The sequence below is a fragment of the Arthrobacter sp. NPDC056691 genome (genome assembly GCF_042791415.1).
Lineage (GTDB): Bacteria > Actinomycetota > Actinomycetes > Actinomycetales > Micrococcaceae > Arthrobacter.
In genome coordinates this window covers 21,754-44,632 of the sequence record NZ_JBHTXX010000035.1, presented here as the reverse complement: position 1 = coordinate 44,632, position 22,879 = coordinate 21,754, and the positions used below count along the sequence as shown (strand labels likewise).

The 22,879-nt window shown below is 67.6% G+C and carries 22 protein-coding genes; 11 read left to right on the top strand and 11 right to left on the bottom strand.

The genetic code is table 11. From position 1 onward, the window contains the following. The first annotated feature begins 79 nt into the window (after nt 1–79). Complete coding sequence (locus ACFRAU_RS21760; protein ID WP_378001440.1) at nt 80–982, top strand: trypsin-like serine protease; 903 nt, start codon at nt 80–82, stop codon at nt 980–982. Nucleotides 983–1,161: 179 nt separating this feature from the next. Here the strand turns inward: ACFRAU_RS21760 and ACFRAU_RS21755 are convergent, their stop codons facing one another. Next, nucleotides 1,162–1,974, bottom strand: a complete 813-nt coding sequence (locus ACFRAU_RS21755; RefSeq protein WP_378001466.1) for an SGNH/GDSL hydrolase family protein — start codon at nt 1,972–1,974, stop codon at nt 1,162–1,164. A gap of 343 nt (nt 1,975–2,317) precedes the next feature. On the opposite strand from ACFRAU_RS21755, the gene ACFRAU_RS21750 reads away from it, so the two are divergent. The 3 genes from ACFRAU_RS21750 to ACFRAU_RS21740 all read left to right on the top strand — a co-directional run bounded on the left by ACFRAU_RS21750 (nt 2,318) and on the right by ACFRAU_RS21740 (nt 4,145). Beyond that, the gene (locus ACFRAU_RS21750; protein WP_378001439.1) at nt 2,318–3,316 is read left to right on the top strand and encodes a hypothetical protein; all 999 of its coding nucleotides are present in this window, start codon (nt 2,318–2,320) and stop codon (nt 3,314–3,316) included. Nucleotides 3,317–3,381: 65 nt separating this feature from the next. Beyond that, the gene (locus tag ACFRAU_RS21745) at nt 3,382–3,855 is read left to right on the top strand and encodes a hypothetical protein (RefSeq protein WP_378001438.1); all 474 of its coding nucleotides are present in this window, start codon (nt 3,382–3,384) and stop codon (nt 3,853–3,855) included. Between the two features lie 59 nt (nt 3,856–3,914). After that, nucleotides 3,915–4,145, top strand: a complete 231-nt coding sequence (locus tag ACFRAU_RS21740) for a three-helix bundle dimerization domain-containing protein (RefSeq protein WP_377997993.1) — start codon at nt 3,915–3,917, stop codon at nt 4,143–4,145. Here the strand turns inward: ACFRAU_RS21740 and ACFRAU_RS21735 are convergent. Continuing rightward, complete coding sequence (locus ACFRAU_RS21735; protein ID WP_378001465.1) at nt 4,142–4,354, bottom strand: hypothetical protein; 213 nt, start codon at nt 4,352–4,354, stop codon at nt 4,142–4,144. The genes ACFRAU_RS21740 and ACFRAU_RS21735 overlap by 4 nt on opposite strands. 504 nt (nt 4,355–4,858) lie before the next feature. Continuing rightward, on the bottom strand, nt 4,859–5,509 hold the full coding sequence (locus ACFRAU_RS21730; protein WP_378001437.1) for a hypothetical protein: 651 nt from the start codon (nt 5,507–5,509) through the stop codon (nt 4,859–4,861). An 878-nt stretch (nt 5,510–6,387) separates the two neighbouring features. Between ACFRAU_RS21730 and ACFRAU_RS21725 the strand changes: the two genes are divergently transcribed. Then, nucleotides 6,388–7,194 (top strand): hypothetical protein, encoded by an 807-nt coding sequence (locus ACFRAU_RS21725; protein WP_378001436.1) that lies wholly within the window; start codon nt 6,388–6,390, stop codon nt 7,192–7,194. An 85-nt stretch (nt 7,195–7,279) separates the two neighbouring features. Here ACFRAU_RS21725 and ACFRAU_RS21720 read toward each other — a convergent pair whose 3' ends face one another. After that, complete coding sequence (locus tag ACFRAU_RS21720; RefSeq protein WP_378001435.1) at nt 7,280–7,795, bottom strand: hypothetical protein; 516 nt, start codon at nt 7,793–7,795, stop codon at nt 7,280–7,282. 13 nt (nt 7,796–7,808) lie between these two features. Further along, nucleotides 7,809–9,491: a hypothetical protein gene (locus tag ACFRAU_RS21715; protein ID WP_378001434.1), complete on the bottom strand. Its 1,683-nt coding sequence runs from the start codon at nt 9,489–9,491 to the stop codon at nt 7,809–7,811. Nucleotides 9,492–9,865: 374 nt separating this feature from the next. On the opposite strand from ACFRAU_RS21715, the gene ACFRAU_RS21710 reads away from it, so the two are divergent. Further along, on the top strand, nt 9,866–12,445 hold the full coding sequence (locus ACFRAU_RS21710) for a bifunctional lysylphosphatidylglycerol flippase/synthetase MprF (protein WP_378001433.1): 2,580 nt from the start codon (nt 9,866–9,868) through the stop codon (nt 12,443–12,445). 75 nt (nt 12,446–12,520) lie between these two features. Here ACFRAU_RS21710 and ACFRAU_RS21705 read toward each other — a convergent pair whose 3' ends face one another. After that, nucleotides 12,521–13,273, bottom strand: a complete 753-nt coding sequence (locus ACFRAU_RS21705) for an SDR family NAD(P)-dependent oxidoreductase (RefSeq protein WP_378001432.1) — start codon at nt 13,271–13,273, stop codon at nt 12,521–12,523. Between the two features lie 320 nt (nt 13,274–13,593). Between ACFRAU_RS21705 and ACFRAU_RS21700 the strand changes: the two genes are divergently transcribed. Next, on the top strand, nt 13,594–14,634 hold the full coding sequence (locus tag ACFRAU_RS21700; protein ID WP_378001431.1) for an NAD(P)-dependent alcohol dehydrogenase: 1,041 nt from the start codon (nt 13,594–13,596) through the stop codon (nt 14,632–14,634). 175 nt (nt 14,635–14,809) lie between these two features. Continuing rightward, nucleotides 14,810–15,853, top strand: coding sequence for a hypothetical protein (locus tag ACFRAU_RS21695; protein ID WP_378001430.1), 1,044 nt, complete (start codon nt 14,810–14,812; stop codon nt 15,851–15,853). Nucleotides 15,854–16,282: 429 nt separating this feature from the next. On the opposite strand, the gene trxB is transcribed toward ACFRAU_RS21695, so the two are convergent. Next, the gene (gene trxB, locus ACFRAU_RS21690) at nt 16,283–17,245 is read right to left on the bottom strand and encodes a thioredoxin-disulfide reductase (protein WP_378001464.1); all 963 of its coding nucleotides are present in this window, start codon (nt 17,243–17,245) and stop codon (nt 16,283–16,285) included. 110 nt (nt 17,246–17,355) lie between these two features. Further along, a complete protein-coding gene (locus ACFRAU_RS21685) occupies nt 17,356–17,790 on the bottom strand; it encodes an arsenate reductase ArsC (RefSeq protein ID WP_378001429.1) in 435 nt (144 codons plus the stop codon). Nucleotides 17,791–18,055: 265 nt separating this feature from the next. On the opposite strand from ACFRAU_RS21685, the gene ACFRAU_RS21680 reads away from it, so the two are divergent. Continuing rightward, complete coding sequence (locus tag ACFRAU_RS21680) at nt 18,056–18,736, top strand: GDSL-type esterase/lipase family protein (RefSeq protein WP_378001428.1); 681 nt, start codon at nt 18,056–18,058, stop codon at nt 18,734–18,736. Here the strand turns inward: ACFRAU_RS21680 and ACFRAU_RS21675 are convergent. Next, on the bottom strand, nt 18,687–19,697 hold the full coding sequence (locus tag ACFRAU_RS21675; protein WP_378001427.1) for a LacI family DNA-binding transcriptional regulator: 1,011 nt from the start codon (nt 19,695–19,697) through the stop codon (nt 18,687–18,689). The genes ACFRAU_RS21680 and ACFRAU_RS21675 overlap by 50 nt on opposite strands. A gap of 138 nt (nt 19,698–19,835) precedes the next feature. Between ACFRAU_RS21675 and ACFRAU_RS21670 the strand changes: the two genes are divergently transcribed. Beyond that, nucleotides 19,836–21,302, top strand: a complete 1,467-nt coding sequence (locus ACFRAU_RS21670) for a sugar porter family MFS transporter (protein ID WP_378001426.1) — start codon at nt 19,836–19,838, stop codon at nt 21,300–21,302. A 112-nt stretch (nt 21,303–21,414) separates the two neighbouring features. On the opposite strand, the gene ACFRAU_RS21665 is transcribed toward ACFRAU_RS21670, so the two are convergent. Both ACFRAU_RS21665 and ACFRAU_RS21660 read right to left on the bottom strand, forming a co-directional pair. Beyond that, the gene (locus ACFRAU_RS21665; RefSeq protein WP_378001425.1) at nt 21,415–21,825 is read right to left on the bottom strand and encodes a VOC family protein; all 411 of its coding nucleotides are present in this window, start codon (nt 21,823–21,825) and stop codon (nt 21,415–21,417) included. A gap of 63 nt (nt 21,826–21,888) precedes the next feature. Continuing rightward, nucleotides 21,889–22,257, bottom strand: coding sequence for a VOC family protein (locus ACFRAU_RS21660; protein WP_378001424.1), 369 nt, complete (start codon nt 22,255–22,257; stop codon nt 21,889–21,891). 218 nt (nt 22,258–22,475) lie between these two features. On the opposite strand from ACFRAU_RS21660, the gene ACFRAU_RS21655 reads away from it, so the two are divergent. After that, the gene (locus tag ACFRAU_RS21655; protein ID WP_377997600.1) at nt 22,476–22,862 is read left to right on the top strand and encodes a hypothetical protein; all 387 of its coding nucleotides are present in this window, start codon (nt 22,476–22,478) and stop codon (nt 22,860–22,862) included. Nucleotides 22,863–22,879 lie beyond the last annotated feature (17 nt).

The window sequence follows — 22,879 nt, the reverse complement described above, 5'->3', positions numbered from 1 at the left end:
GTACTCCGACGTGCGTTGCCGGCCGCCCGTGCAACCGGAAGCTGGGGCTTGTATGCACTTTTTGAAGAAACTGCGCGCTTTGAAGAAATGGCGCGCCGGCAGCGGTGCGCTGGCCGTTGCGGCCGTTGCCGCAGTGCTGGCCGTGACCACGGCGGTGCCGGCCGGCGCAATCACCGGCGACTACGTCAAGGACACCGAGCACCCGTTCGTGGGGCTTATTGTCTTCTACGGTCCCGACGGCGGATTCCACCATAGGTGCTCAGGATCCCTGCTGACGCCGACGGTCTTCCTGACCGCCGGGCACTGCACCGCCGGTGTTTCCTCGGCCCGGGTCTACTTCCAGCAGGATGCCGGCGTGGACTGGAGCCCGGAAACCGGGACGGATCCGGACACCGGCTACCCGGGCGCCTGCGCGGAGGGAACCCTCGGAACCCAGTGCGCCACCTCGCACAAGATGTACAACTACGGCTACACCAGTATGGACGCGGTCCCCGAGACCAAGGACGCCGGCCTGGTGATCCTGGACCAGCCCATCGTGCTCAGCGAATACGGCCGCCTCGCTGCCGCCGGGACCCTGGACGCACTGGCCACCAGACGCGGGCAGCAGGAAACCACCTTCACCTCCAGCGGCTTCGGGATTTCCGCGGCCGGCCCCGCAGCAGGCGAGACCTCGTTCCGGGAACGGCTGATGGCCCAGTCCAAGCTGACCAACCTCAACAGCGCCAGCACCGACGGCTACAACGTCCAGACCAACGGCAACGGCAACGGACTGGGCGGCACCTGCACAGCCGACTCCGGCGGACCGCTGTTCTACGGCACCGCCGAGTCCAACATCATCACCGGCATCACGTCGTTCAACCACAACCGGTACTGCAAGGGGACGAACTTCTCCTACCGCACCGACCGGCAGGAGGTCATCGACTGGATCCGTGCCACCACCGGAAGCGAGTTCGGCCGGATCGACTTCGCACCCGCCCCCTGACCCGGCCTGAACCGACCCGACCCAAACTGGCAGCCATCCGCCTGCCGGCCAACCGCCGTCGGACGCGTTCGACGTTGGACGCGTTCGACGGCGGACGTGTTCGACGCTGGACGCGTTCGACGGCGGGCGCCCACCCGCCGTCGGACTGCTCACCTTCTCAACGCGGCCCGGCCACGGGCCTATGCCAGGAACTCCGCGGCCACTTTGGCCGCCACCGTCCGCACCGCGTAAACGGGTGCGAACACCGGCCGCTTCGGCAGCGGAGGTTGGGGCGCCGGGTGCTCGTGGGCGCCCGGCAGGGCAAGGCGCTGCAAGGCAATCCGCTGCCACGCCCACGGCAGGAAGTAGTTCCGTGCCCAGGCCAGGTCCCCGGCCCTGGCGTCGCGCCAAGTGCTGTCCGGTAGGGCCTTGGGCACCAGCGGCTGGAGCGAGTGCTGCACCTGAAGGGTGTCCAGCACCTGCATGGCGATGGTGTGGTGGCCCAGCGGCGAAAAGTGCAGCCGGTCCGGGTCCCACATCCGCGGATCCCGGAGCTGCCGCAGGGTCCACAGGTCCACCAGCAGGCAGTCGTGTGCGGCGGCGACGATCCGGATGTTCTCGTTGAAGATGGCCACCCTGGAACGGCTCCGTCCCAGGAACGGCGTGTGCCGCCAGTCCGGCCCGGCGAACAGCATGATCGTGGCGCCAGTGCCCCTCAGCCGTTCTACCCCGGCCTCCAGCCTGGCCGCCAGCTTGTCCGGATCGGTGCGGTGGAACACCATGTCATTCCCGCCGGCCGACAGCGTGATCAGGTCCGGTTTCAGCTCCAGTGCCGGCTCCGTCTGCTGATCAAGAATCTGGTCCAGGAGCAGGCCGCGAATGGCCAGGTTGGCGTAGGCGAAGTCTTTCCGCTCCGCGCTGAGCTCCTCAGCCACCCGGTCCGCCCAGCCCCGGAGCCCTCCGGCGCAGCGTTCCTCGGGGTCGCCGACGCCCTCGGTAAATGAATCTCCGATTGCCACATACCGGCTCCAGGGGTGTGGGGCCGTCGCGTCCGCAGCGGAGTTTCGGGGTCCAAAGTGGCCGATGTGTTTCATCGCCTCGTCCTCTCCCTTGCGCCCCTGGCGCGGTACGCCTGTGGCGTTATCCAAGGAACGTCCGAGCCCCGCGGGAAATTCCTAAAAAGTCCCGCGACTTGTGAATATTTTCCTTCCCCCACCCGCGCGAACGAACAGTTAAGCCCCACTTCAACGAGGAACCGGGGCTTAACTGTGCGTTCGCGCTCCACCCGGGTTAGTCCATTCGGTGTACTATTTGTGCTTCGATGCCATTTCCGTGCGCGTGTCCCAAGGAGCAACCATGAGCCTGCCCGATCAAGCGACACGCCCCCTTGAACCGGCGGGCCCTGCTCCCGGCCGCGACGCCGCGCTGGGCTGGCTGCTCGGAATCCTGGCGGGACTGCTGGGCCTGGGACCCTGGCTGATCACCGGGCTGCAGCTGCCGCTGCAGAACCTGTGGGGCATCGAGGTCCTGCCGGAACAGATGCCGGTCTCGCTGCTGCCGCTGAGCCAGTACGAACTCACGGCACTGGTGGTGCTCCTCACCACGGGCGGCGCGGCGGCCGGACTTGCCGTGCGCATTTGGAACCCCGCCCGACGGCGGCTGGTGACGTGGTGCGCGGCGGCCGGCGTTCTTGCGGTCCAGTTCACGGCGGCCGTCCAGTCATTCACCGTGCTCGACGGCGGCCTGACGGACGGGACGATGGCAGGCATCTATTTCGCCGGGCTGCTGGGCGGCGTCATCGCGTGCATCGCCGCGAGCCTCGTGGCGTTCGTGCTCCTTGCTTCGAGGCGAAGGGCCCTGGTTGCTCTGGGCGCCGGCCTGATGGCGGTGCCGCTCACTTCGTGGGCGATGGAGTGGGTGGTCGGTTCCGTTGGCCAGACCAACATCCCCGTTTTGGTGCCTTCAGTGGCGCGCTGGGTCCCGGCGATCCTTGTGGGCTGCGCCCTGGCGTGGTGCGGCCTCCGCCCTGCGCGGCGGGCCGTTGTGTGGCTGGCCGACCTCGCCCTGCTGTGGGTGGTCCCGGCCCTGTTTATCTCCGTCAACTACGTCCTCGGGACACGCGCGCTGGCCGGCGACCTGCAGGAGATGCTGCTGATGAGCCGGCAGATCCTGGCCGCAACCCTTGGACCCGACGGCGGCGCGCTTCCCACCGTCCTGCTGGCCCTGGCCATCGCTATGGCCGGGCTGGGCATCCGGTCTGTTGCGGCCCGGCGCCGGCCCGGCAATCCGTCCGTCAATGAGGCTGGCCCTCAGTCCGGCGATCAGGCAGGTACCCAGGCTAGCCCCACCCCATAGGTCGCCGGCTCCCCCGGTGTTAGATTCAAGGTGCCTTCGCCCCTCTGACCTGCAAGGAGCTTCCTGTGTTACTGATCGGCGGCCTTCCGGCCCACATTCTCCTGGTCCACGGCGTCGTCGTCTTCGGGCCGCTCGCCGGCCTTGGCGCCGTGGTTTACGGCCTGGCACGGCCGACCCGCCGGTACCTCGCCTGGCCGCTGGGCGCGCTTGCGCTGATCCTTGCACCGCTGGCGCTGATCACGGCTGCCGTCGGTGAGCAGCTGCAGTCAACCCGGGGTGCCACGGACGCCATCGCGGCCCATGCCCGGCAGGGCGACATCCTGAAGGTGACCGCCGTCGTCTTTTTCTTCCTGGTGCTGCTGATGCTCGCGGCAACCTTCACGCCGCTGGCCGGGCGCATTCCGGCGCTGGCCGCACTCCAGCGGTCCCGTCCCGCCCGCATCGTGGCGCTGACCCTGGGCGTGCTCGCCGGCCTCTTCGTCATCTACCAGAGCGTGATCACCGGGCACTCCGGTTCGTTCTCCGTGTGGGGTGGGTAGGGGCAGGGACTTGCCATCTTTCCGTTGACGGTTCCGCGCGCGTAGCCGAAACTTAGGCGATGAGCGGCAGCGATGAAGAGAAAGAGTCCACCATCGATCAGGTGGTGGAACGGCTTGCCGGGCGCTTCCCGGATGCCGACCGTGGGCTGATCGCAGGGATAGTGTCCGAGGAGTATGAGGCGCTCGATTCCGGACGCATCAGAACATTTATCCCCACTCTGGTGGAGAAGGGTGCGAAGACCCGGCTCCGCCGTGAATTCGCACCTGAGGGTTCCGGGGCCGGCACCTAAGCTACGGCGTGAAGCGGGCATTGCAGGATGCGCAGCTGGTCAAGATCGAGCAGCTGGCGCGTGCCGGTCCGGGCATCATCGATCCAAAACAGCTCCAAGGCCGGAACCACGGCCAGGACCTTGCCCCGGTGAATCAGCGTTCCGTCCCGCCACGCCTCGACCCGTTCGCCCGGGGACAGCTCCGAACACGCGCGGATCTCCCTGTACATGGCACTCACGAGCAGCTCCTTTCAGCGCCCGACCGGTCAAGTCCCAGTAAACAGGACCCGGGTTTCTGCAACGTGTCGCCGGGGTGACTTTCCTGCGACCGGGCCGGCGCCGCCGTCGAAAACCGGCTGGCCTAACGACGCTGACTGTTGAGGTCCCCAAGCTACTCCCAGCTTTCTCCAAGGCAGGCGAGACAGATTTGGCTTACGCAGAACAGGCCAGCCGTCAGGGCAAGATGGCTGGCCCGGTCGCCGGGCCCGGAACGTCCCCCATGCATTCCGGGCCCGGCGGAAAGGGCCTTCCCGAACGTACGCCGGGGTACCGCCGCCGATGCGGCACGCCTAGGGTTTTTCCAGGGTTGACTGGCGAGAATTTTTCTTGCCGGACACTCGTCTGCCGCGCGACAACCGGCTGGCACCGGGAACGGCGGAGCCCTCCCCGGGCCCGGTGCCTTACAAACCGGCACCTCACAAAAACCCGGTGCCCCGCGGCTGCTTGGATGCGCCTTACACCCCGGCCCAGCGGCGGAGCGTGCTGTTGACCAGGCCGATGAGGACGGCCGTCCACCAGCAGGCCTGCGAAACACTGAGCGCCACCATGAGGCGAAGCCGCAGCCTGCGGCCGAGTTCCCCGAAGCGGGTGTGCGCGGGCAGGGCCAGCAACTGGTGCATCGCCGGCGCGATGCTCAGGCCGTTGAGCATGAGCACCAGGACGCAGGCGAGCTTGATGGCGGTGACCGGATTGGTCAGGTCGGGGTCGATGAGCGCGCCCGACACCAGCAGGAGGGCCAGCCCACCCCAGATCAGCGGCTTCGAGGCGGCCTCCAGCTTTCCGGATTCGTGCATCTGCACCTTTCCCAGCAGCCACAGCAGGCCGAGCCAGTCGACCACCAGGATGGTGCCGAAGGAAAGCACCAGGGCAAGGATGTGGACGGCGAGCCCTATCCGGTGAAGTTCCGGCCCGCAGTCGACGAAGTGCCCCACGAGCAGTGAGGCCGTCCATCCTGCCGTGCACAACGCTCCGAGCAGAACCAGTCGGAGCCGCAGGCTTTTCCGACCGGCCGTGGCTTGCATGACCTGCCGTTCGTGAAGGGCTTGCGGTCCGTGGGCGGCCTGTGGTTCGTGAAGCGCCGGGACGGGCGGTGCTGCTGGGGACATGGAGCTGCCTTTCACGGGGACGCCGGCGGTGCGGGCCGGCGGTTGGCCGCCGCGCTGCGATGCGCAGGCGGCCGTGCGGGGAGAGAGTGATGGTGCATAGTTGGCTTAGTTAGGTAAACCTAAATCGGGAGATTACAGCCCGCGGGCGGAATTAGGCAAACAAAATGTTCGCTAATTTCTCCAGTGGTTTTCCTAAGTCCGGGGATTTCCGAATATGCGGTCGACGGCGGCTTATCTTCCGGGTGCTCAGCGGAGCAGGTCCTACCGGTTGACGGTGACGCTCTCCGTTGGGACCGGCGGGAGCGGCAGCCGCGCAACCGGCGTCGGACTGGCAGCGGGTCCCAGGTCAACCACAATGCCAGGCAGTACCGTGGCCGGCGGTTGGGCGCAGGCTTCATTCCAGACCTGGCCCCCTGCCACGGCGAGTACGGGAATGAACAGCAACGGAAGCCACTTCCTCACCACACACCGCCCTCCGCTAGCAATTGCCCCCAGCCTCGCGGTTCCACCATGGAAAAAATGAAACCCGAACGGCCCCCACGCCGCTGCCGGACCCCCTGACTCGGGGGTGCGCCCGCTAGGTTTTTCTAGGCACCCGCCGCCATGGCCGGCGCGGCAAGCCCACGTCCAAATCCCAAGCGCCCCCTGCGGCTCGGAGTTTTCGTCCAGATATCGCGACTTCGGGGCCCCTGAAGTCGCGGTATCTGGACGAAAACTCCATCAGGACGGGCATGGTCACCGGCGGGGGTTGAACCTGTCGGGAGGGTTTCCAAGGTTTCCGCAGGGTGGGCATGAAACGATAGCGCGCCCGCGGATCTTGGATAAATCTTGGATTTCCCCTGTACGTTTCCTAGATAAGGGCTGCCTAACCTTGACGCATGCCCACCACACGCAACGTCGCCTGGGATGGGCGCCTCCAGGCTTTCAAAGGCAGGGACACCACCCACTACGTCACCGCCGCAGCGGATCTCGCGAAAACCTGTGCACACTGCCGGGTACCTCTCGAGTCCGATGAACCGGTGTCCCTGCTCGTGGACATAACGCAAAGCACGGCGCCGGACGGCACTGAATACCTCACCTTCACCGACGCCGTCTGCCACCGGCGGTGCAGTGGCCCCGCCCTGGCCGTCCGGCAAACACCGTGGCAACCGGATACCCTGTCTCCAGTCGCTGCCCGGGTACTCCTGACCCAGGAATCGAACGGCGGCCGGACCAGGGTGGTCCCGGCGCTGGCCTTCACCTTCATCCCCGTCCTGAGCTTCCGCGAAGACGGCGGAGAACTGACCTCAGCCCTGGTCTCGCTCCTGCTCGCCCACGGCTTCCAACTGGCCATGAGCGCCGACTACGCCGCCATCCTGGAGCAGGCCGCCGAACCCGCTGCCAACTGCCGGATCACCGTCACGCCGGATGGCTTCCTGAGGCTCAAGCTCGACGGCGAACTCCTCTACCGGGAACAGCTGCACCTGGGCAGCGCGGACGACGCCGAGTGGCTCCAGGCCGCAGCCCACGGCGGCCACATCCTCGTCATCAGCGGAGACAACCTCGGCATCACCGAAACCGGCCTCGACATCAGTCCCGCGGCCAGGCACGGCACACTGGTCATCGGAACCGTCCCTGTCAGCGGCGGCGACGCTTTCGCTTCGGCAAGAAAGCACCCCAGGTCCGGCGACGCGCAAAATTCCTAGCGCAGCGGGAATTCCCTGCGCGCACGTAAATGTGCGCGTCGCCAGGTGATTTCCGCATCGGATGGCACGGTCGGAAGTGACAGGCTCAACCGGTGGACCCCAAAGAGATGGTCAGGTCCGTCTGCGCCGCCGAGTGGTCCCGGTTCCTGGCCACCATCACGATCGAGTACGGCCCCCTCCGCAGCTGCCCGCTGCCGGTCCGGGTGAATCCGTTCGACTCGTAGAACACTTCGGCCGACGCCAACACCTGGTCCGCACCGCCCGGGACCGTCAGCAGCACCGTCCGCGATCCGGCGGTGCCGCCGGACCCCTGCCGCTGGCCGGGCGGAAGGGGAACGTCCGCCGGCCAGCCGGCGGGCAGGGCGGGCAACGTGCGGGCGCCCTCTCCCCCTTCGCCGTCACCATCTGAACCACGACGCCGGCCGCCGTCCGAGGCGGGCGGCACACCCGCCGTCGTACTTTCCTTAATAGCGGACGACGGCGGGACCGCTGCGGGCGGCTGCCCGTCCTGTCCCGACGGCGCCGCGCTGCATCCCGCGAGCGCGGCTGTGGCGAGGACCGCCGAAGCGAGCCCCCGCCACAGAACCGGCTGGTGGTTCATTGGAGCCGGCCGCTCACCACGGCGACGGCACCAGGGCCGCCGTGTTGCCGGTGCCCTCGCCGTTCACGAGGAACGGCAGGTGCCAGAGATCGTTCGGCACGATCGGGTCACCCGGCATCACGTTCTCCGGGAAGATGTACTCGAACACCGGCGCGATGTACTGCCCCGGCTGGAGCCCGTTGGCCCGGGTGGGCGCATTCTTGAAGCAGTTGTCCAGCGCCGCCTGGTTGATCGTGGTGGTGGCGACGTTCACCGGCGTCGGCAGGCACAGGCTGCGCACACCCACCCGGACGGTCCGGTCCGGCTGGCTGAGCAGCCCGTTGGGCGCCTTGGTGGCCCGCAGGCGGGCCCGCTGCGGCTGCGCCCCGGTGTTCTGGGTGGTGATGCCGCCCGTGGGGCCGCTGAGCGGAACGCCGTTCTCGCCGGTCATTTCAAACGGCGTGATCCAGCGGTTGCGGACCGAGCCGTCCGGGTTGTGGTCCTCGTAGTAGATGTCGACGGCGGTCTTCACATCAGTGGTTTCGGCCTCCAGGAAGATCCGGTCCTGGGTTTCCTGGGCGGCGCCGTTGACCGCCGTCGCGAGCGGATCAGCGGTGCCGACGCCGAACTCCCCGATGGCAACGTAGCTGGGCTGGGAGCCGGGCTGGGTGTAGATGCCCAGGTTGGCCTCCACGGTGTGGGCCGAGATGTAGTCCTCGGTGCCGTGGAAGAGTGTGCCGGAGTAGTCCACGTAGTCGCCCACCTCAAACGGCGCCTGCTGCGACGCGTCCGGGCCCGTCGTCGGAAGTCCGGTGAAGGCCGGCATCACGTACTGCGAGCAGTATTTCTGGCCGGGCGCCGGGGCGCTGAGTTCGCCGCTGGCCGGCAGCGCGACGCCGGCGATGCTGAAGTTGCGGCAGCCCGGGGCGAGCGGCCGGTTCTTCTGCGGGCAGAGCGGGTCATCCTTCACGCTGGGGTCGGTGCGGGGCACGCACATGGGGTAGCCGGTGGCGGCGTGCACCGTGGGGTTGTCCTGGTCCACACTGAACCGGTTGTCGGGCGACTGGCCGCTGCTGAACCGGCCCGTGTCCGCGCCCGTGCTGTCGTGCAGGCCGGCAATCTTGGGGTCGTTCAGCTGCACGGTCACGGTGCCGCCGGCCGCGTTGGCGATCTTCAGGGCGCCGTTGGCGTAGTCGATCCCGGTGATTTCACCGCGGCCGGTGTTCGCCGACTGCTGGGAGACAAAGGCCATGCCGGCGATGTGCTTCGTTCCGACTATGTTGCCCACGGCCCTCAATTCCAGTCCGTCGGTGCCCAGCGGCGCGCTGCCGCCTGTGCCGTGGACGAAGTCCGCCCAGCTCAGCGTGTTGGCCGGCATCTGGACGATGAGGTTGCAGGGAATGGTGACGACGACCCCGTTGATGGTGACGGTGCCGCCGAAGTCGGCCGGGTCCGCGGTGGGGCAGGCCGCGCCGTCGACGGTGGCGTTGTGTGCCAGGCCGGTGTCGTCGTAGCCGTGCAGCTGGGCCGCGGGGACGGAGAAGGCCGGGTTGGGCAGCGTGGGCACCACCCACGGGGAGACGATCCCCTTGGGCGGCTTGGCTGTTCCGCCCTTGGCCAGGGCGGTGCCGACGCCGCCGGTGGCGATCAGGCCGGCGGCGGCGCAAAGAATGGTGAGTTTTCGGAGCGTGGTGGGCCGAACGTTGGTGGTCCTCATGGCTGGTCCTTTCGGAGGTGCCGTTGTTCCTGTGCAGAACTGTTCCTGTGCGGACATGCAGAAGGGGGTTCCTGCGCTCATGAGGGTGCGTGAGGTGATGACATGCTCTGGCGCGTGACCCGCGGTGGGGCGGGCCGGCGTCGTACGTTCTTCTTTGCCGGGGCAGCAAAGGCAACATTTGGTTGCCGAGACCAACCATCTCCCCGGCGGGTTGGGAAAATCTTGTCCCCGTGGCCGCCTCTTCCCCCGCTAGATGGTGGCCCACCCAACTGACTCGCAGTAGATGTCGTTTTGAGGGCTGAAAACGACAACAACTGCGAGTTAGTTGGGCCTGTGGAACAATCGAAGTGCCCCTTGAAAGGAGCCATTCACCCATGCGGCAGCCGGACCAGGGACGACGTCTACCCTCCGGCAACCGGACACCCGCGCGGTGGGCCCGGGTGCTGCGCGGCTCCCCCGCCACCCTCACCTTCGTGACTCTGTTGTGGGCCACGGGTTTTGTGTCCGGCAGCGTCGCCTCCGGGCCAACGCCGTCACTGCTCCCCCACGTCGCCGCCACGCCGCGCTCGGTGCCGGACCACTGGTGGGCCCTGCTGCTCTCTGCCTTCTGGGAGCGGGACCTCGTAGGGTACATCGTGGGCACGCTTGCGGTGCTGCTCGCCGGGCTGCCTCTGGAGCGCCGTCTTGGATCCCTGAAGTTCGCCTCGGCGGCGCTGGCCGGGCACGTGCTGGGAATCGTGGCCACGCTCGGGTTCCTTGCCGCGGCCCGCGGTCTGATGGGCAGCTGGATCCGGGACCTCAGCGGGCACTTCTTTCTGGGGCCGAGCGCCCTGGCCTGCGCGGCTGCAATGGCCGCGACCGCGGCCCTTTCCACGCTGTGGCGGCGCCGGATCCGCGTGGTCATTCTGGCCGTGCTGCTGCTCTTTGCGATGTATGCCGGCGGCGTCGAGGACCTGGTCCGTCTCGGTGCTGCGGCGGCCGGCGGACTGCTCGGTCCCGTACTGCAGGGCCGCCGGCCGCGCTTCGGCAGGCCCGCCGTCTCCCGGCACGAGGCCCGGATCCTGGTGGCGCTGCTCCTGACGGTCGCGGCGATCGGGCCTGTGGTCGCGGGACTGGCGCCGCACGCCGTCGGACCTCTTTCTGTGCTCAAGTTCCTGTTCACCAACATCCAACCGGTGGACCCCGCGGCGCTGCAGGCGTCCTGTTCCCGCCCGGCCGACCTCAGGGACTGCGCCGCCGCCCAGCTGCAGCTGCGGGCCGGTGCCGGCGGCATTTTCATGGCCATCCTGCCGTCATTCCTCCTGCTGCTGTTCGCGGACGGTCTCCGGCGCGGGCGGCGCTTCGCCTGGGCGGGCGCCCTCCTGATCCAGGCCTCCCTGTCCTTGCTGGCCGCCGTCACCATCGCCGGTGTGCTGCTGCCGCCGCCAGGTCCGGGTTTGCCTTCCCGCGAGGGTGTGGGCGGGATCGAGCTGTCGGGCTATTCGCATCCGCTCAGCCTGGTGCTGCCGATGCTGCTACCGGTCTTCCTGACCGTGCTCCTGCTGGCCGGCCGGAACCTGTTCCCGGTGCGGGCTCCCCGCGGAACGTACCTGCGGCTGGCGCGCCGGGTGGTGATTGCCCTGGTGGGGCTGAGCGTTGCGTATGTGGGCCTGGGCCTCCTGCTGGCCGGCGGATTCACCCCCGCGCCCGGACCGCTTCAGCTTCTGGCAGACGTTCCGGACCGGTTCCTTCCCCTCGGCTTCCTGGTGGACCGCTCACCGGCGTTCTTCCCCGAAAGCACTGCCGCCGTCGTGCTTTACGAAAGCATCGGCGTCGTGTTCTGGGCGTGGACCGGAGCCCTGCTGCTCCGGACGTTCCTGCGTCCGGCCCACGGCCGGCACAGCGCGGACGAGGAGCGGGCGCGGCGCATCCTCAAGTCGCACGGCGGCGGCTCGCTCTCCTGGATGACCACCTGGAGCGGGAACAGCTACTGGTTCTCTGACTCGAGCTTCATCGCGTACCGCGTGCGCAGCGGCGTGGCCGTGGCGCTCGGGCCGCCCGTGGGGCCGCGGGCCGACCGGGAAGCGGCGTTCACGGAGTTCGCCCGGCACTGCAGGTTCAGCGGGTGGACGCCGTGCTTCTACTTCGTGTCCGAGTCGCTGCGGGGACTGGCCCTTTCGCTGGGCTGGGGTTCGGTGCAGGTGGCGCAGGAAACCGTGCTGCGGCTGGACGAGGTGTCCTTCCGGGGCAAGAAGTTCCAGGACATCCGCACCGCGCTGAACCGGGCGGCCAAGGAGGGAATCCGTGCCGAGTGGACCACGTTTGCCCGCGCGCCGATCGCCGTGCAGGCCCAGATCGAGGCGATCTCCGAGGAGTGGGTGGCGGACAAGAAGGTCCCCGAGATGGGCTTCACGCTGGGCAGCCTGGATGAGCTGGACGACCCCGAGGTCCGCTGCCTGCTGGCGATCGACGCCGACCACACCGTGCATGCCGTGGCCTCGTGGCTGCCGGTGTACCGGAACGGATACGTGGTGGGCTGGACGCTCGACTTCATGCGGCGGCGCGGCGACGGGTTCCGGGCGAGCATCGACTTCCTTATCGCGTCGGCCGCGCTGAGCCTGCAGGACGAGGGGTGCGAGTTCATGAGCCTGTCCGGGGCACCGCTGGCGCGGGTGCCTGTCGCCTCTGTTGCGGGCGGGGCGTCGGCTGGAACCTACGGCGGCGGTGCCAATGCGGACGGCGGGCTGGACCGGATGCTCGACTGGCTGGGGGCAGCATTGGAGCCGGTGTACGGGTTCCGGTCCCTGCTGGCGTTCAAGGCCAAATTCAAACCGGACTACGAACCCATGTACCTGCTCTATCCGGACGCGGCAGCCCTGCCGGCAATCGCCAACGCCATCACCCGGGCATACCTGCCCTCGATCAACCTGGGCCAAAGCCTCACCCTGATGCGCGGCCTCCTCAGCCGCCGCTGACCCCAACTGAGTAGCAGATCAGGGCGTTCCCAGCGCCGAGAAGGCCCTGATCTGCTACTCAGTTGGGCCCGGGGGCTACCCGAGCGCGACGCCCGTGTGCCGTTCCAGCGCCTCGAGCAGTTCCGCCTGGAACGCCGCGTCCTCCACGGCCGGATGGGGCTCGCGGCGCTGCTGGTGGAACCAATACCCTCCGGACACGCGGCCGCCGGCAGAATCGGCAGAGTCGGAAGAATCGCGGGTGGCCAGCCATACCTGCGTGACGTGCCCCAGCTCCAGGTCATCGGGCGCGCTGCGTCCGCCCATGCGCGTGGGCACCCAGCCCGGATCCACCGCGTTGCTTTCAACGTCCGGCCAGCGGCTGGCCACCGCGGCCGAGAGCGCCGTGACGTACAGCTTGCTGTCCGAGTAGGCCGTCGGCCGCACGCCCGCGTTCGTCCAATCGATGCCCTCGAGGTCGGGCGTACCGGACCGGTGCATGCCGCTGCTGATGTACACGACGCGGCGGGGCCGGGCCATGAGCGCGGTCAGCACGTACGGCGCAACGGTGTTCACCGAAAAGATCCCACTGCCGCTGTACACCCCGGCGTTATGGATGACGGCATCGAACGGGCCGTACTCGCCCGTCTGTTCCGCCACACGCACCGTCTCGGCGACGTCGGCCAGATCCCCGACGACGGTCCCCACCGCCTGCTCCCGGACCGCGCCGGCGTCCGCCAAACGCGACGTATTCCGCGCGTGCAGCACCACGTCATGGCCCTGCTGCATAAGCGCCCTGGCGGCATTCAGCCCCAGTCCGCCGGCAGAACCGGTGATAAATATTCTCGCCACTCCAGGTACTCCATTCCCCGGCAGCCGCCGGGCCACAAAGCCTACTCCCACAGTAAAGGCGGCATCCCGGCCTCTGACAGGCCCTGACAGGGACTCCCACGTTTGACGGCGGGGCTCATAGAGTAGGTATCAACAAGTCCCCCGCTGCCCACCGGCCGGAAATTGCCGTGCGCAACAGGGAAGAGACTTGGGGGCCCTGTGGTTACCCCTACCAGCAGGGCCTGCCTCACGCCTCGGCGATGGGGTTTAGTAGATGGAAGAGACGGCCGATCCCTTTTCATCTGCGGCCCGTTCCACCCACACCGACACATAGGAGAACCATGCCTACCGTCAACGCATACGCCGCGCCCTCCGCTTCCGAGGACCTCATCCCCACCACCATCGAACGCCGCGACGTCGGCCCGCGCGACGTCCTCATCGACATCAAGTACGCCGGCATCTGCCACTCCGACATCCACACCGTCCGCGGCGACTGGGGCCCGCAGCAGTACCCGCTCGCACCCGGTCACGAGATCGCCGGCATCGTCACCGAGGTGGGCTCCGAGGTCACCCGCCACAAGGTTGGCGACCGGGTGGGCGTCGGCTGCATGGTCAACTCCTGCAAGGAGTGCGCCAACTGCCTGGCCGGCGAGGAGCAGTACTGCCTCAAGGGCAATGTGGGCACCTACGGAGCCGTCGACCGCGACGGCACCATCACCCAGGGCGGCTACTCCACCCACGTGGTGGTGGTCGAGGACTTCGTCGTCACCATCCCGGAGGGCATCGAGCTCGACGTCGCGGCTCCCCTGCTGTGCGCCGGCATCACCACGTACTCCCCGCTGCGCCACTGGGGTGCCGGCCCCGGCAAGAAGGTAGCCGTCGTCGGCTTCGGCGGGCTCGGACACATGGCCGTCAAGCTCGCCGACGCCATGGGCGCCGAGGTCACCGTCCTGTCCCAGTCCCTGAAGAAACAGGAAGACGGACTGCGTCTGGGCGCCGACCACTACTACGCCACCAGCGACGCCGGCACGTTCGAAACCCTCGCCGGCAGCTTCGACCTGATCATCAACACGGTCAGCGCCTCGATCGACATCAGCTCCTACCTGCAGCTGCTGGCCCTCGACGGCACCCTGGTCAACGTAGGCGCCCCGGCCGAGCCGCTCCCGGTCAACGCGTTTGCCCTCATCGGCGGACGCCGCTCCTTTGCCGGCTCTGCCATTGGCGGCATCCGCGAAACCCAGGAGATGCTCGACTTCTGTGCCGAGCACGGCATCGGCGCCGAGATCGAGGTCATCCCGGCCGGCAAGATCAACGAAGCCTACGAGCGCGTCCTCGCCTCGGACGTGCGCTACCGCTTCGTGATTGACACCGCCACCCTCTAAGGCGATTAACGCTCGACGGCGGGCCGGTCCCTTAACGGGCCGGCCCGCCGTCGGCGTTAACCCAAGTAACTCCTGTGCGAAACCTGCGGCGGCATTGCCTTCTTCTTGAGTCTGGGGTTACATCATCCTTCAACAGGATTGGATGGCGCGAACACCGGAACGACGAGGAGGTCCGATGGAGTTGGTGCGGCAGTGGGGCGACACAGCGGAGACGGAAGCCGTGGGCGCTTTCTGGCGGTGGTGGTCAGTGGCGGGTGCCGGCCTTATCACGGCAGCCGTCATGACAGGCGTCTACGGCGACCTCCCGGAAATGATCGGGGCCATGGTGATGGCGATTCACCCCGAGCTGCGCTGGGAGACCGGCCCGGGCGCCCGTTCCCGGCACCGGCTCTGCGTCTCCGGCGGCGGGGATCCGCGACTGCGGGTCCTGGCAGAGCGATGGCGGCGGGCGGCTCCCCGGCCCACTGAGACCTGGGAATTCGCCGCGGCCAGGGAGCCCCAACCAAATATGCTCACCGGCACCCTCGAAGGCCTGGACCAGCCGGTGGATCTGGGCCTGGCCCGGATTGCGGTGGACTGGGACCCACGTCGAGCCTTGGCCGAACTCACCGTCTTCCACCCGGCCTTCAAGGGCATGGGCACCAACGACTGCCGCCAGGCGGCGCGCCTGCTGGTGGACTGGCTCCTCGGCGAGGACGACGTCCAGCGATGGGTGGGCGCTGTTAGCGTCACCCGGACCGATCCGCGCGACAGCCAGCCCGCCGCCGTCGTTCCCGAATTCTTCCAGGCCGTGGCAACCCGGACCGCGGACCCCCGGTGGACGATGCGGGAGGCCAAAACATCCTCGGGGCACCGGGTGATTGTCTGCGCGCTGCGGCCGTTGCGTTGGGTCGACCACCCGCTGCTGGACCTGCACACCGCTGTCCGGGTCAGGTACCGGCGGACCGGGAATGACGGACTGCCGGACGACGGGCTGCCGGACGGGGAGGCGCTGCTGGGACTCCTCCAACTCGAAAAGGACCTGGAGTCGGTGCTCGGGCCCCGGGGCAGGATGGTGGCTTCAGAAACGTCCAACGGGCTGCGCGTCCTGCACTACTACAGCGATTCTGAGGACCAGAACGGACGGGACAGCTTCGACCGGTTTGCCCGGTCGCGGAAGGATGTGCAGGTTGACCACACCCATGATCCGGGGTGGGGGCGGGTGCGGAAATTTATCTAGGCCACGCAAGTCGTTCGAGTGCGGGGTGCGCGTAGCGGCAGCCGGATCCGGCTGGGTGGGGGAATGCTCGCGGGTCCGGCTGCCATGCCCGGCGTCGGATAGGCGCTGCCCGCCGTCGGGACCCCTCGATTCTGGCCGCACGGTCTTGGGAAAAGCTGGGCCCCCGAACCGAACCGGTGCTTCAGGCCGCCAGTTTTGGGGGTATCCACGTTTGGCTGGGAAAGCGCCAGCTCCTCCCTTCTTTTTGGATCGGGGGAGGACGATAATAAAGTCGACCACCGGGGCTGGGCCGGCGGCGGTGCCGCCTGTCTGAGACCAGGGCGGCCCCCCCAGCCGCCGCCGTCCCTTGAACTTTCCCAACTGACTCGCATTAGTTGTCGTTTTCAGGGCTCAAAACGACAACAACTGCCAGTCAGTTGGGCCGGGGGCTCAGGCGTGGGTAGGTTCCTCCACCAATGCAGTTGCGATGCTGTCCGCGTCCTCCAGCGCGGCCAGGTAACGCTCGGCATCGAGGGCCGCTGCGCAGCCGGTGCCGGCTGCGGTGATCGCCTGGCGGTAGCGGTGGTCGACGGCGTCCCCGCACGCGAACACGCCGCTCAGGTTGGTGCAGGTGGTGGGCGAATCCACCTTGATGTAGCCCTCGCCGTCGAGCTCCACCTGCCCCGCAACCAGTTCGGTGCGCGGCACGTGCCCGATCGCCACGAAGAGCCCGGTGGCTGGCTGCTTCCGTTTTTCGCCCGTGCGCGTGTCGGTCAGGGTGACGCCGCTGACCTTGCCGTTGCCGTGGATCGCCGTGACGGCCGAGTTCCACGCGAACGTGATCTTCGGGTTGTCCTTGGCCCGCTGCGCCATGATCCGGGAGGCTCGCAGCTCGCCCTTGCGGACGACGACGGTCACGGACTTCCCGAAGCGGGTCAGGAAGGTGGCCTCCTCCATCGCGGAATCACCGCCCCCGACCACGATGATGTCCTGGTCGCGGAAGAAGAACCCGTCGCAGGTGGCGCACCAGGACACCCCGTGACCGCTGAATTTCTTCTCCTCAGCCAGCCCCAGTTCCTTGTACGCCGAGCCGGTGGCCAGGATCACCGCCGGGGCCTCGTACGTTTCGCCGCCGCCGGTGACCACGCGCTTGAGGTGACCCCTGAGCTGAACGGAAGTGGCGTCGTCGAACAGCACCTGCGCGCCGAACTTCTCCGCCTGCTGCTGCAGGCCGTCCATCAGCTCCGGCCCTTGAATGCCGCCGGGAAAGCCGGGAAAGTTCTCCACCTCCGTGGTGTTCATCAGCGCTCCGCCGGCCGTGACCGAGCCTGCCAGGACCAGCGGCTTCAGGCCGGCCCGGGCGGCGTAGATCGCGGCCGTGTAGCCGGCGGGACCGGAGCCGACGATGATCAGCTGTTCGGTTCCTGCCTTCCCGGTGGCTGCATCATCTGTGCTGGCATCCTCAGGCTTCGCGTTCTTGCTCACTGCTGGCTCCTTCTGTTCAGGCTTCGTCACGGAAACTGTTACTGGGCGTCGGCGTGCCGGGCGGGCGGCAGCTCGGTGACCAGGGCCTCGACGCGCGTCCGGATCTCGTCGCGGACGGGGCGGATCGACTCGATCCCCCTGCCCGCGGGGTTGGCGAGCTGCCAGTCTTCGTAGCGTTTGCCGGGGAACACCGGGCACTCGTCTCCGCAGCCCATGGTGATCACGACGTCGGCCTCCTGGACTGCCCCGGTGGTGAGGGCTTTGGGGACGGCCCGGGAAATATCAATGCCGACGTCCGCCATGGCCTCGACGACGGACGGGCTGACCTCGTGGGACGGCCGGATGCCGGCGGACCGAACCTCGATTGCTCCCCTGGACAGGCTGGTGAGAAACCCGGCGGCGATCTGGGACCGGCCCGCGTTGTGCTCGCAGACGAAGAGGACGGAGGGCTTCCTGGCTGGGTCGGCGGTCATGGCGGTCTCCTGAAGTAGGCGGTCGGAGCGCGGAATCGCCGGAGGAAGCGGTTCGTGCCCACAGACCTGCGTACTCAAGTGCAACAAGAGCGGGCAGTTCAATCAAGAGGCCTCCGGGAAAGCCTGGCCGCGGAAGGGCCTGCCAGTCTGGAGTTTTCGTCCACTTGTCATGACTTCGAGGGCCTCCAACTGGCGATATCTGGACAAAAACTCACGTCCTGGCCCGGCCCTCGTCAGCGCGGCGCCTTTCGTGGGACGATGCGGCATGGACAGCAGCGCGGCGGGCCACATCGTCCTCCTCGGGGACTCGATTTTCGACAACAAGGCGTACGTTGACGGCGGGCCCGACGTCGTGGAGCAATTGCGCGGCGACCTCCCGCCGGGGTGGAAGGCAACGCTGCTGGCGGCCGACGGCGACGTGATCGCCGGGGTCCACCGCCAACTGCTTGCCGTCCCCGACGATGCCACCCACCTCGTTGTCAGCGCCGGAGGGAACGATGCGCTCGGCTTCGCCCACCTGCTCGAAGCACCCGCACGATCCGTGGCGGAGGCCGTGGCCATGTTCGCCGATGCCCAGGACCGGTTCGCCGCCGACTATGAGCTGATGGTCGACGCGCTTTCAGGGACCGGACTGCCCGCGGCCGTGTGCACCATCTACGACACGCCCTCCACCGGACCCTTCTACCGGATCATCAGGACCGCCCTCACGGTTTTCAACGACTGCGTCACCAGGGCCGCCTTTGCCCGCGGCCTGAGCCTGCTGGACCTCCGGATCATCTGCAACCACGACGGCGACTACGCGAACGCGCTCGAACCCTCCGTGCAGGGCGGCGCCAAAATTACCGGCGCCATCGCCGCACTGCTGGACCCTGGCCGCCAGGTGCCGCGGTCCACGGTCATCGGCGGAGGGGGGCCGTGGAGTTGCGGACCACCAGTTGCGGTGTGATGCACCTGTCCGCGATGGGGGCCGCGGGGTCATTGAGCCGCTCCAGAGCAACGCTTCCGGCAATTTTCCCGAGCTCCACAGCATGCAGGTCCACCGAGGTCAGGTCGATGCCGTGGAGCCGGGCGGTCCGCGAGTCGTCGTAGCCCACCAGCGACAGGTCCCCGGGAATCGTCAGCCCCATGGCGTAGGCGGTTTCCCGGACACCGAGCGCGAACTGGTCGTTGTGCGTGAACACGGCCGTCGGGCGGTCCGGCCCGCCCAGCAGCTGCCCCGCCACACGTTCCGCGGCCTCCTGGGTGAAATCATCGGCCGCCACGGTCTGCGGGGTCAGGCCGGCGGCCCGCATCATCCGTTCGTAGGTTTCCCGGCGGACGGTGTGTCCGTCAATATGCGGCCCGGCCAGATGCGCGATCCGTGTGTGCCCGAGTTCAAGGAGATGCTCGACGGCGGCCCGCGCGCCCGCACGGTCGTCCGGGTACACGCTGTCCACCCCCTCCACCCGGCGCGTCACGCTGACCACCGGTACGATCTGCGCCAGCTCCCTCACCCGGTCATCGGGGTCCAGCAGCGTCGCGGCAATAATGATCCCCACCCGTGCCTCAATGAGCGAGTCAACGGCACCCTGATCCTCACCGCCGATCGAGCGGGAGACGCTGAGGATCAGCCGGTTGCGCGCCTGCGGCAGCGCCAGCCGCACGCCGTTGAGGACATCCGAAAAGACCTCGTTCCGGAGGTCAAGGAGGTAAAGCCCGACGGCGGTGCGCTGCTTGCTGGCCAGGGCGGCGGCGGCCGCGTTGTGCCGGTACCCCAGACGCCTGGCGGCGTCGAAGATCGCCTGTTTGGTCTCGTCGCTGACGCCCGCGGCGCCACGGAAGGCGAAGGACACCAGCGTCCGGGAGACCCCGACTTCGCGCGCAACGTCGGCCTGGGTGGCTGGCCGGCGCTGCCGCTGAATGCTCATGTCGCCATCCTCCCACGAGGCGAAACGGCGAAGAACTAAGTCATTTGTAAGTTTGACCTTACATTTAAGCCTTTCGCGCGTTAGTCTTGAATGTGACAGCGGGCACACGTCCCGCAAACTTGAGACAAAGGAGTCCTTATGTCTGCAACCCAAGCCCAACGCGACGGCGCGCATACGCCCTCGCTGCCGCCGCTCACGAACGGCCCGCACCGCAAGCGCCTCGGCATGGTCGCCACGATCGCAACCTTCGGCGGCCTGCTGTTCGGCTACGACACGGGTGTCATCAACGGCGCACTCCGGCCGATGACGGCCGACCTCGGCCTCACCCCGATCACCGAGGGCATCGTCACCAGCTCCCTGCTCTTCGGCGCCGCGGCCGGCGCCGTGGGCGGCGGCCGGCTGGCCGACACCTGGGGCCGCCGAAAGACCATCATCCTGCTGGCCGTCCTGTTCCTCGTCGGCGCCCTGTCCTGCGTGTTTGCGCCCAGCTTCGAGGTCATGGTCGTCGGCCGTATCATCCTTGGCCTCGCCGTCGGCGGCGCCTCGTCCGTGGTCCCGGTGTACCTCGCCGAACTCGCCCCCTACGAAATCCGCGGCTCGCTTGCCGGCCGCAACGAACTCATGATCGTCATCGGCCAGCTCGCCGCATTCGCGGTCAACGCCATCATCGGCAACATCTGGGGCGAATTCGGCGGCGTCTGGCGCATCATGCTCGCCGTCGCCGCGGTACCGGCAGTCGCCCTGTTCCTCGGCATGCTCCGGATGCCGGAATCCCCGCGCTGGCTCATCTCGCGTGGCCGCACCCAGGAAGCCCTGGCCGTGCTCAAGACCATCCGCTCATCGGACCGCGCCGAAGCGGAGATGGCCGACGTCAAGCACCTGGCCGACGAGGAAAAGGAAATGAACCTGTCCGGCTGGGGCGCACTGAAGAACAAGTGGATCCTGCGCATCCTGCTCGTCGGCATCGGCCTGGGCGTGGCACAGCAGCTGACCGGCATCAACTCGATCATGTACTACGGCCAGTCTGTGCTGGTTGAAGCCGGTTTCGACTCCCGCGCCGCCCTCATCGCCAACATCGCCCCCGGCGTCATCGCCGTCGTCGGCGGCGTCATCGCACTAACCATGATGCAGCGGGTCAACCGCCGCACCACCCTGCTTCTGGGCTTCACGCTGACCACCATCTGCCACTTCCTGATCGGCATCGCCTCCATCGCCCTGCCCGTCGGAAACCCGGCGCGCCCCTTCGTGATCCTCTTCCTGGTGGTGGCGTTCGTCGGCTCCATGCAGACGTTCCTCAACATCGCCGTCTGGGTGATGCTCTCGGAGATCTTCCCCCTGCACATCCGCGGCTTCGCCATCGGCGTCTCCATCTTCTGCCTCTGGATCGCCAACGCCTTCCTGGGCCTGTTCTTCCCCACCCTGGTGGCATCGGTCGGCATCACCGGAACGTTCTTCATGTTCGGTGTGGTGGGCATCCTGGCCCTCATCTTCATCTACACCCAGGTTCCCGAGACACGCGGCCGCACCCTCGAAGCACTCGAGGAGGACGTCACCACCGGCGCCATCTACCTCGTCCACAAGACCCCGGCGACAGCCGCCCACTAACAGCTCCCGCACTCCCCCGCCCGGCGCCATAGCCGCGCAAGCAAACGAGAAGCCGAGTCCCGGCCGCCGGATCCACCCGAATCCGGCGGGCGGGCGTCTGCGTTTTCGTCGCTTACGTACCGGCGGGCTGGAACAGTTCGACGACGTTGCCCGCCGGATCCTCCAGCAGGATCTGCTGGCCGCCGGGCCCCTTCACGATCTCGTTGCGGAACGGAACGCCCGCGGCCCGCAGCCTGTCCACCTCGGCGGATATGTCACTCACGATGAGATGGATCCGGTTCCATCCGCCCGGTGCCGGGACCGCGCCGCCGGGCATTGGCCGGCCCGCCGAGCTGGTGGGTCCGCTCAGCAGCAGGCGTAACTGACCGCGCACGACGTCGGCAAACGCCGGTGCCGCGTTCATTCTCACGGTGAAGCCGAGGTGCTTCGTGTAGAAGCCTACGGCGGCGCCGACGTCGTCCACCATGTACCTGACGCTGACAAGATCCTCGGGGTTGTTGGAGTCCTCAGGGTTGCTGGACATGTTCCTTACTCCTCTTTGGTGAAGCCCCGATTTGGATGGAAGCCTCCTGAGATGGGATCCGGATCAGACGTGCTGATCCACGATGACCGGGTTGCCGTCGGGGTCCACCACGATGAAGCTGCCGGGTCCGGTTCCGTCGCCGGCTTCAGCAGCGAACGGAATGCCCTGGTCCTTCAGTTGGCGTTGGAGATCGCGCACATCGGTGAACGAGTCGAGCTGCTGCGCGTCCTGGTTCCAGCCCGGGTTGAAGGTCAAGGAGTTCTTCTCGAACATGCCCTGGAAGAGGCCGATCACCGTCTGACCGTTCCGCAGGATCAGCCAGTTCTGGTCGATATCGCCGCCGGACCTGGTGAATCCCAGCTTCTCGTAGAACGCCGCCGACGCCGCGATGTCCTTGACGGCGAGGCTGAGTGAGAAAGCGCCGAGTTGCATGTGCTGCTCCAGTCTCCGGAACCCTCCGGACATGAATGTTTCCGATGGTACAGGCGGCCCGTCCGACTGTCCCAGACAGCACTCTTCCAGAAGCCCCTGACAAAAATCGCCCCCGGCACAAATTCACGGGCATAGCCTCGGGCGGCCGCCGGGAGTTCAGTGGTCGGTTCGGCAAGGCACAATTAGCTTGGAACTCAAGATGACCGAAGGGATCGGCTGTGGAGCTGGGTCAAATATCCGCGGTGCTCGCCTGTGCCGTGCTCGCAGGGCTGGCAGTTTTTCAGGTGCTGCTGATGGGCGGCGTACCGCTGGGACGTCTGGCCTGGGGCGGACAGCACAGGATCCTGCCCGCGAGGCTGAGGATCGGCAGCGCGGTGTCAGTTCTGCTCTATCTCGTGTTCGGGCACGCGGCCCTGGCGAGAACCGGACTGGCACCCGCGATCGGCAGCGACGCCTGGTACCCAGTGTTCACCTGGGTCCTGACGGCATACTTCACCCTCGGCGTGCTGATGAACGCCATCTCCCGCAGCAAACCGGAACGGCTGGTCATGACCCCGGTGGCGCTCCTGCTGGCGCTGCTTTTCCTCTTCCTCTCCATCAGCTGAGCCTCCGGGGGCCGGTG

Bases quoted from the DNA above. Each gene is read 5' to 3' on its own strand.
- ACFRAU_RS21750 (WP_378001439.1), top strand. From the start codon at position 2,318: ATGAGCCTGCCCGATCAAGCGACACGCCCCCTTGAACCGGCGGGCCCT.
- ACFRAU_RS21740 (WP_377997993.1), top strand. From the start codon at position 3,915: ATGAGCGGCAGCGATGAAGAGAAAGAGTCCACCATCGATCAGGTGGTG.
- ACFRAU_RS21735 (WP_378001465.1), bottom strand. From the start codon at position 4,354: ATGTACAGGGAGATCCGCGCGTGTTCGGAGCTGTCCCCGGGCGAACGG.
- ACFRAU_RS21730 (WP_378001437.1), bottom strand. From the start codon at position 5,509: ATGTCCCCAGCAGCACCGCCCGTCCCGGCGCTTCACGAACCACAGGCC.
- ACFRAU_RS21725 (WP_378001436.1), top strand. From the start codon at position 6,388: ATGCCCACCACACGCAACGTCGCCTGGGATGGGCGCCTCCAGGCTTTC.
- ACFRAU_RS21720 (WP_378001435.1), bottom strand. From the start codon at position 7,795: ATGAACCACCAGCCGGTTCTGTGGCGGGGGCTCGCTTCGGCGGTCCTC.
- ACFRAU_RS21715 (WP_378001434.1), bottom strand. From the start codon at position 9,491: ATGAGGACCACCAACGTTCGGCCCACCACGCTCCGAAAACTCACCATT.
- ACFRAU_RS21710 (WP_378001433.1), top strand. From the start codon at position 9,866: ATGCGGCAGCCGGACCAGGGACGACGTCTACCCTCCGGCAACCGGACA.
- ACFRAU_RS21700 (WP_378001431.1), top strand. From the start codon at position 13,594: ATGCCTACCGTCAACGCATACGCCGCGCCCTCCGCTTCCGAGGACCTC.
- ACFRAU_RS21695 (WP_378001430.1), top strand. From the start codon at position 14,810: ATGGAGTTGGTGCGGCAGTGGGGCGACACAGCGGAGACGGAAGCCGTG.
- ACFRAU_RS21685 (WP_378001429.1), bottom strand. From the start codon at position 17,790: ATGACCGCCGACCCAGCCAGGAAGCCCTCCGTCCTCTTCGTCTGCGAG.
- ACFRAU_RS21680 (WP_378001428.1), top strand. From the start codon at position 18,056: ATGGACAGCAGCGCGGCGGGCCACATCGTCCTCCTCGGGGACTCGATT.
- ACFRAU_RS21675 (WP_378001427.1), bottom strand. From the start codon at position 19,697: ATGAGCATTCAGCGGCAGCGCCGGCCAGCCACCCAGGCCGACGTTGCG.
- ACFRAU_RS21670 (WP_378001426.1), top strand. From the start codon at position 19,836: ATGTCTGCAACCCAAGCCCAACGCGACGGCGCGCATACGCCCTCGCTG.
- ACFRAU_RS21665 (WP_378001425.1), bottom strand. From the start codon at position 21,825: ATGTCCAGCAACCCTGAGGACTCCAACAACCCCGAGGATCTTGTCAGC.
- ACFRAU_RS21660 (WP_378001424.1), bottom strand. From the start codon at position 22,257: ATGCAACTCGGCGCTTTCTCACTCAGCCTCGCCGTCAAGGACATCGCG.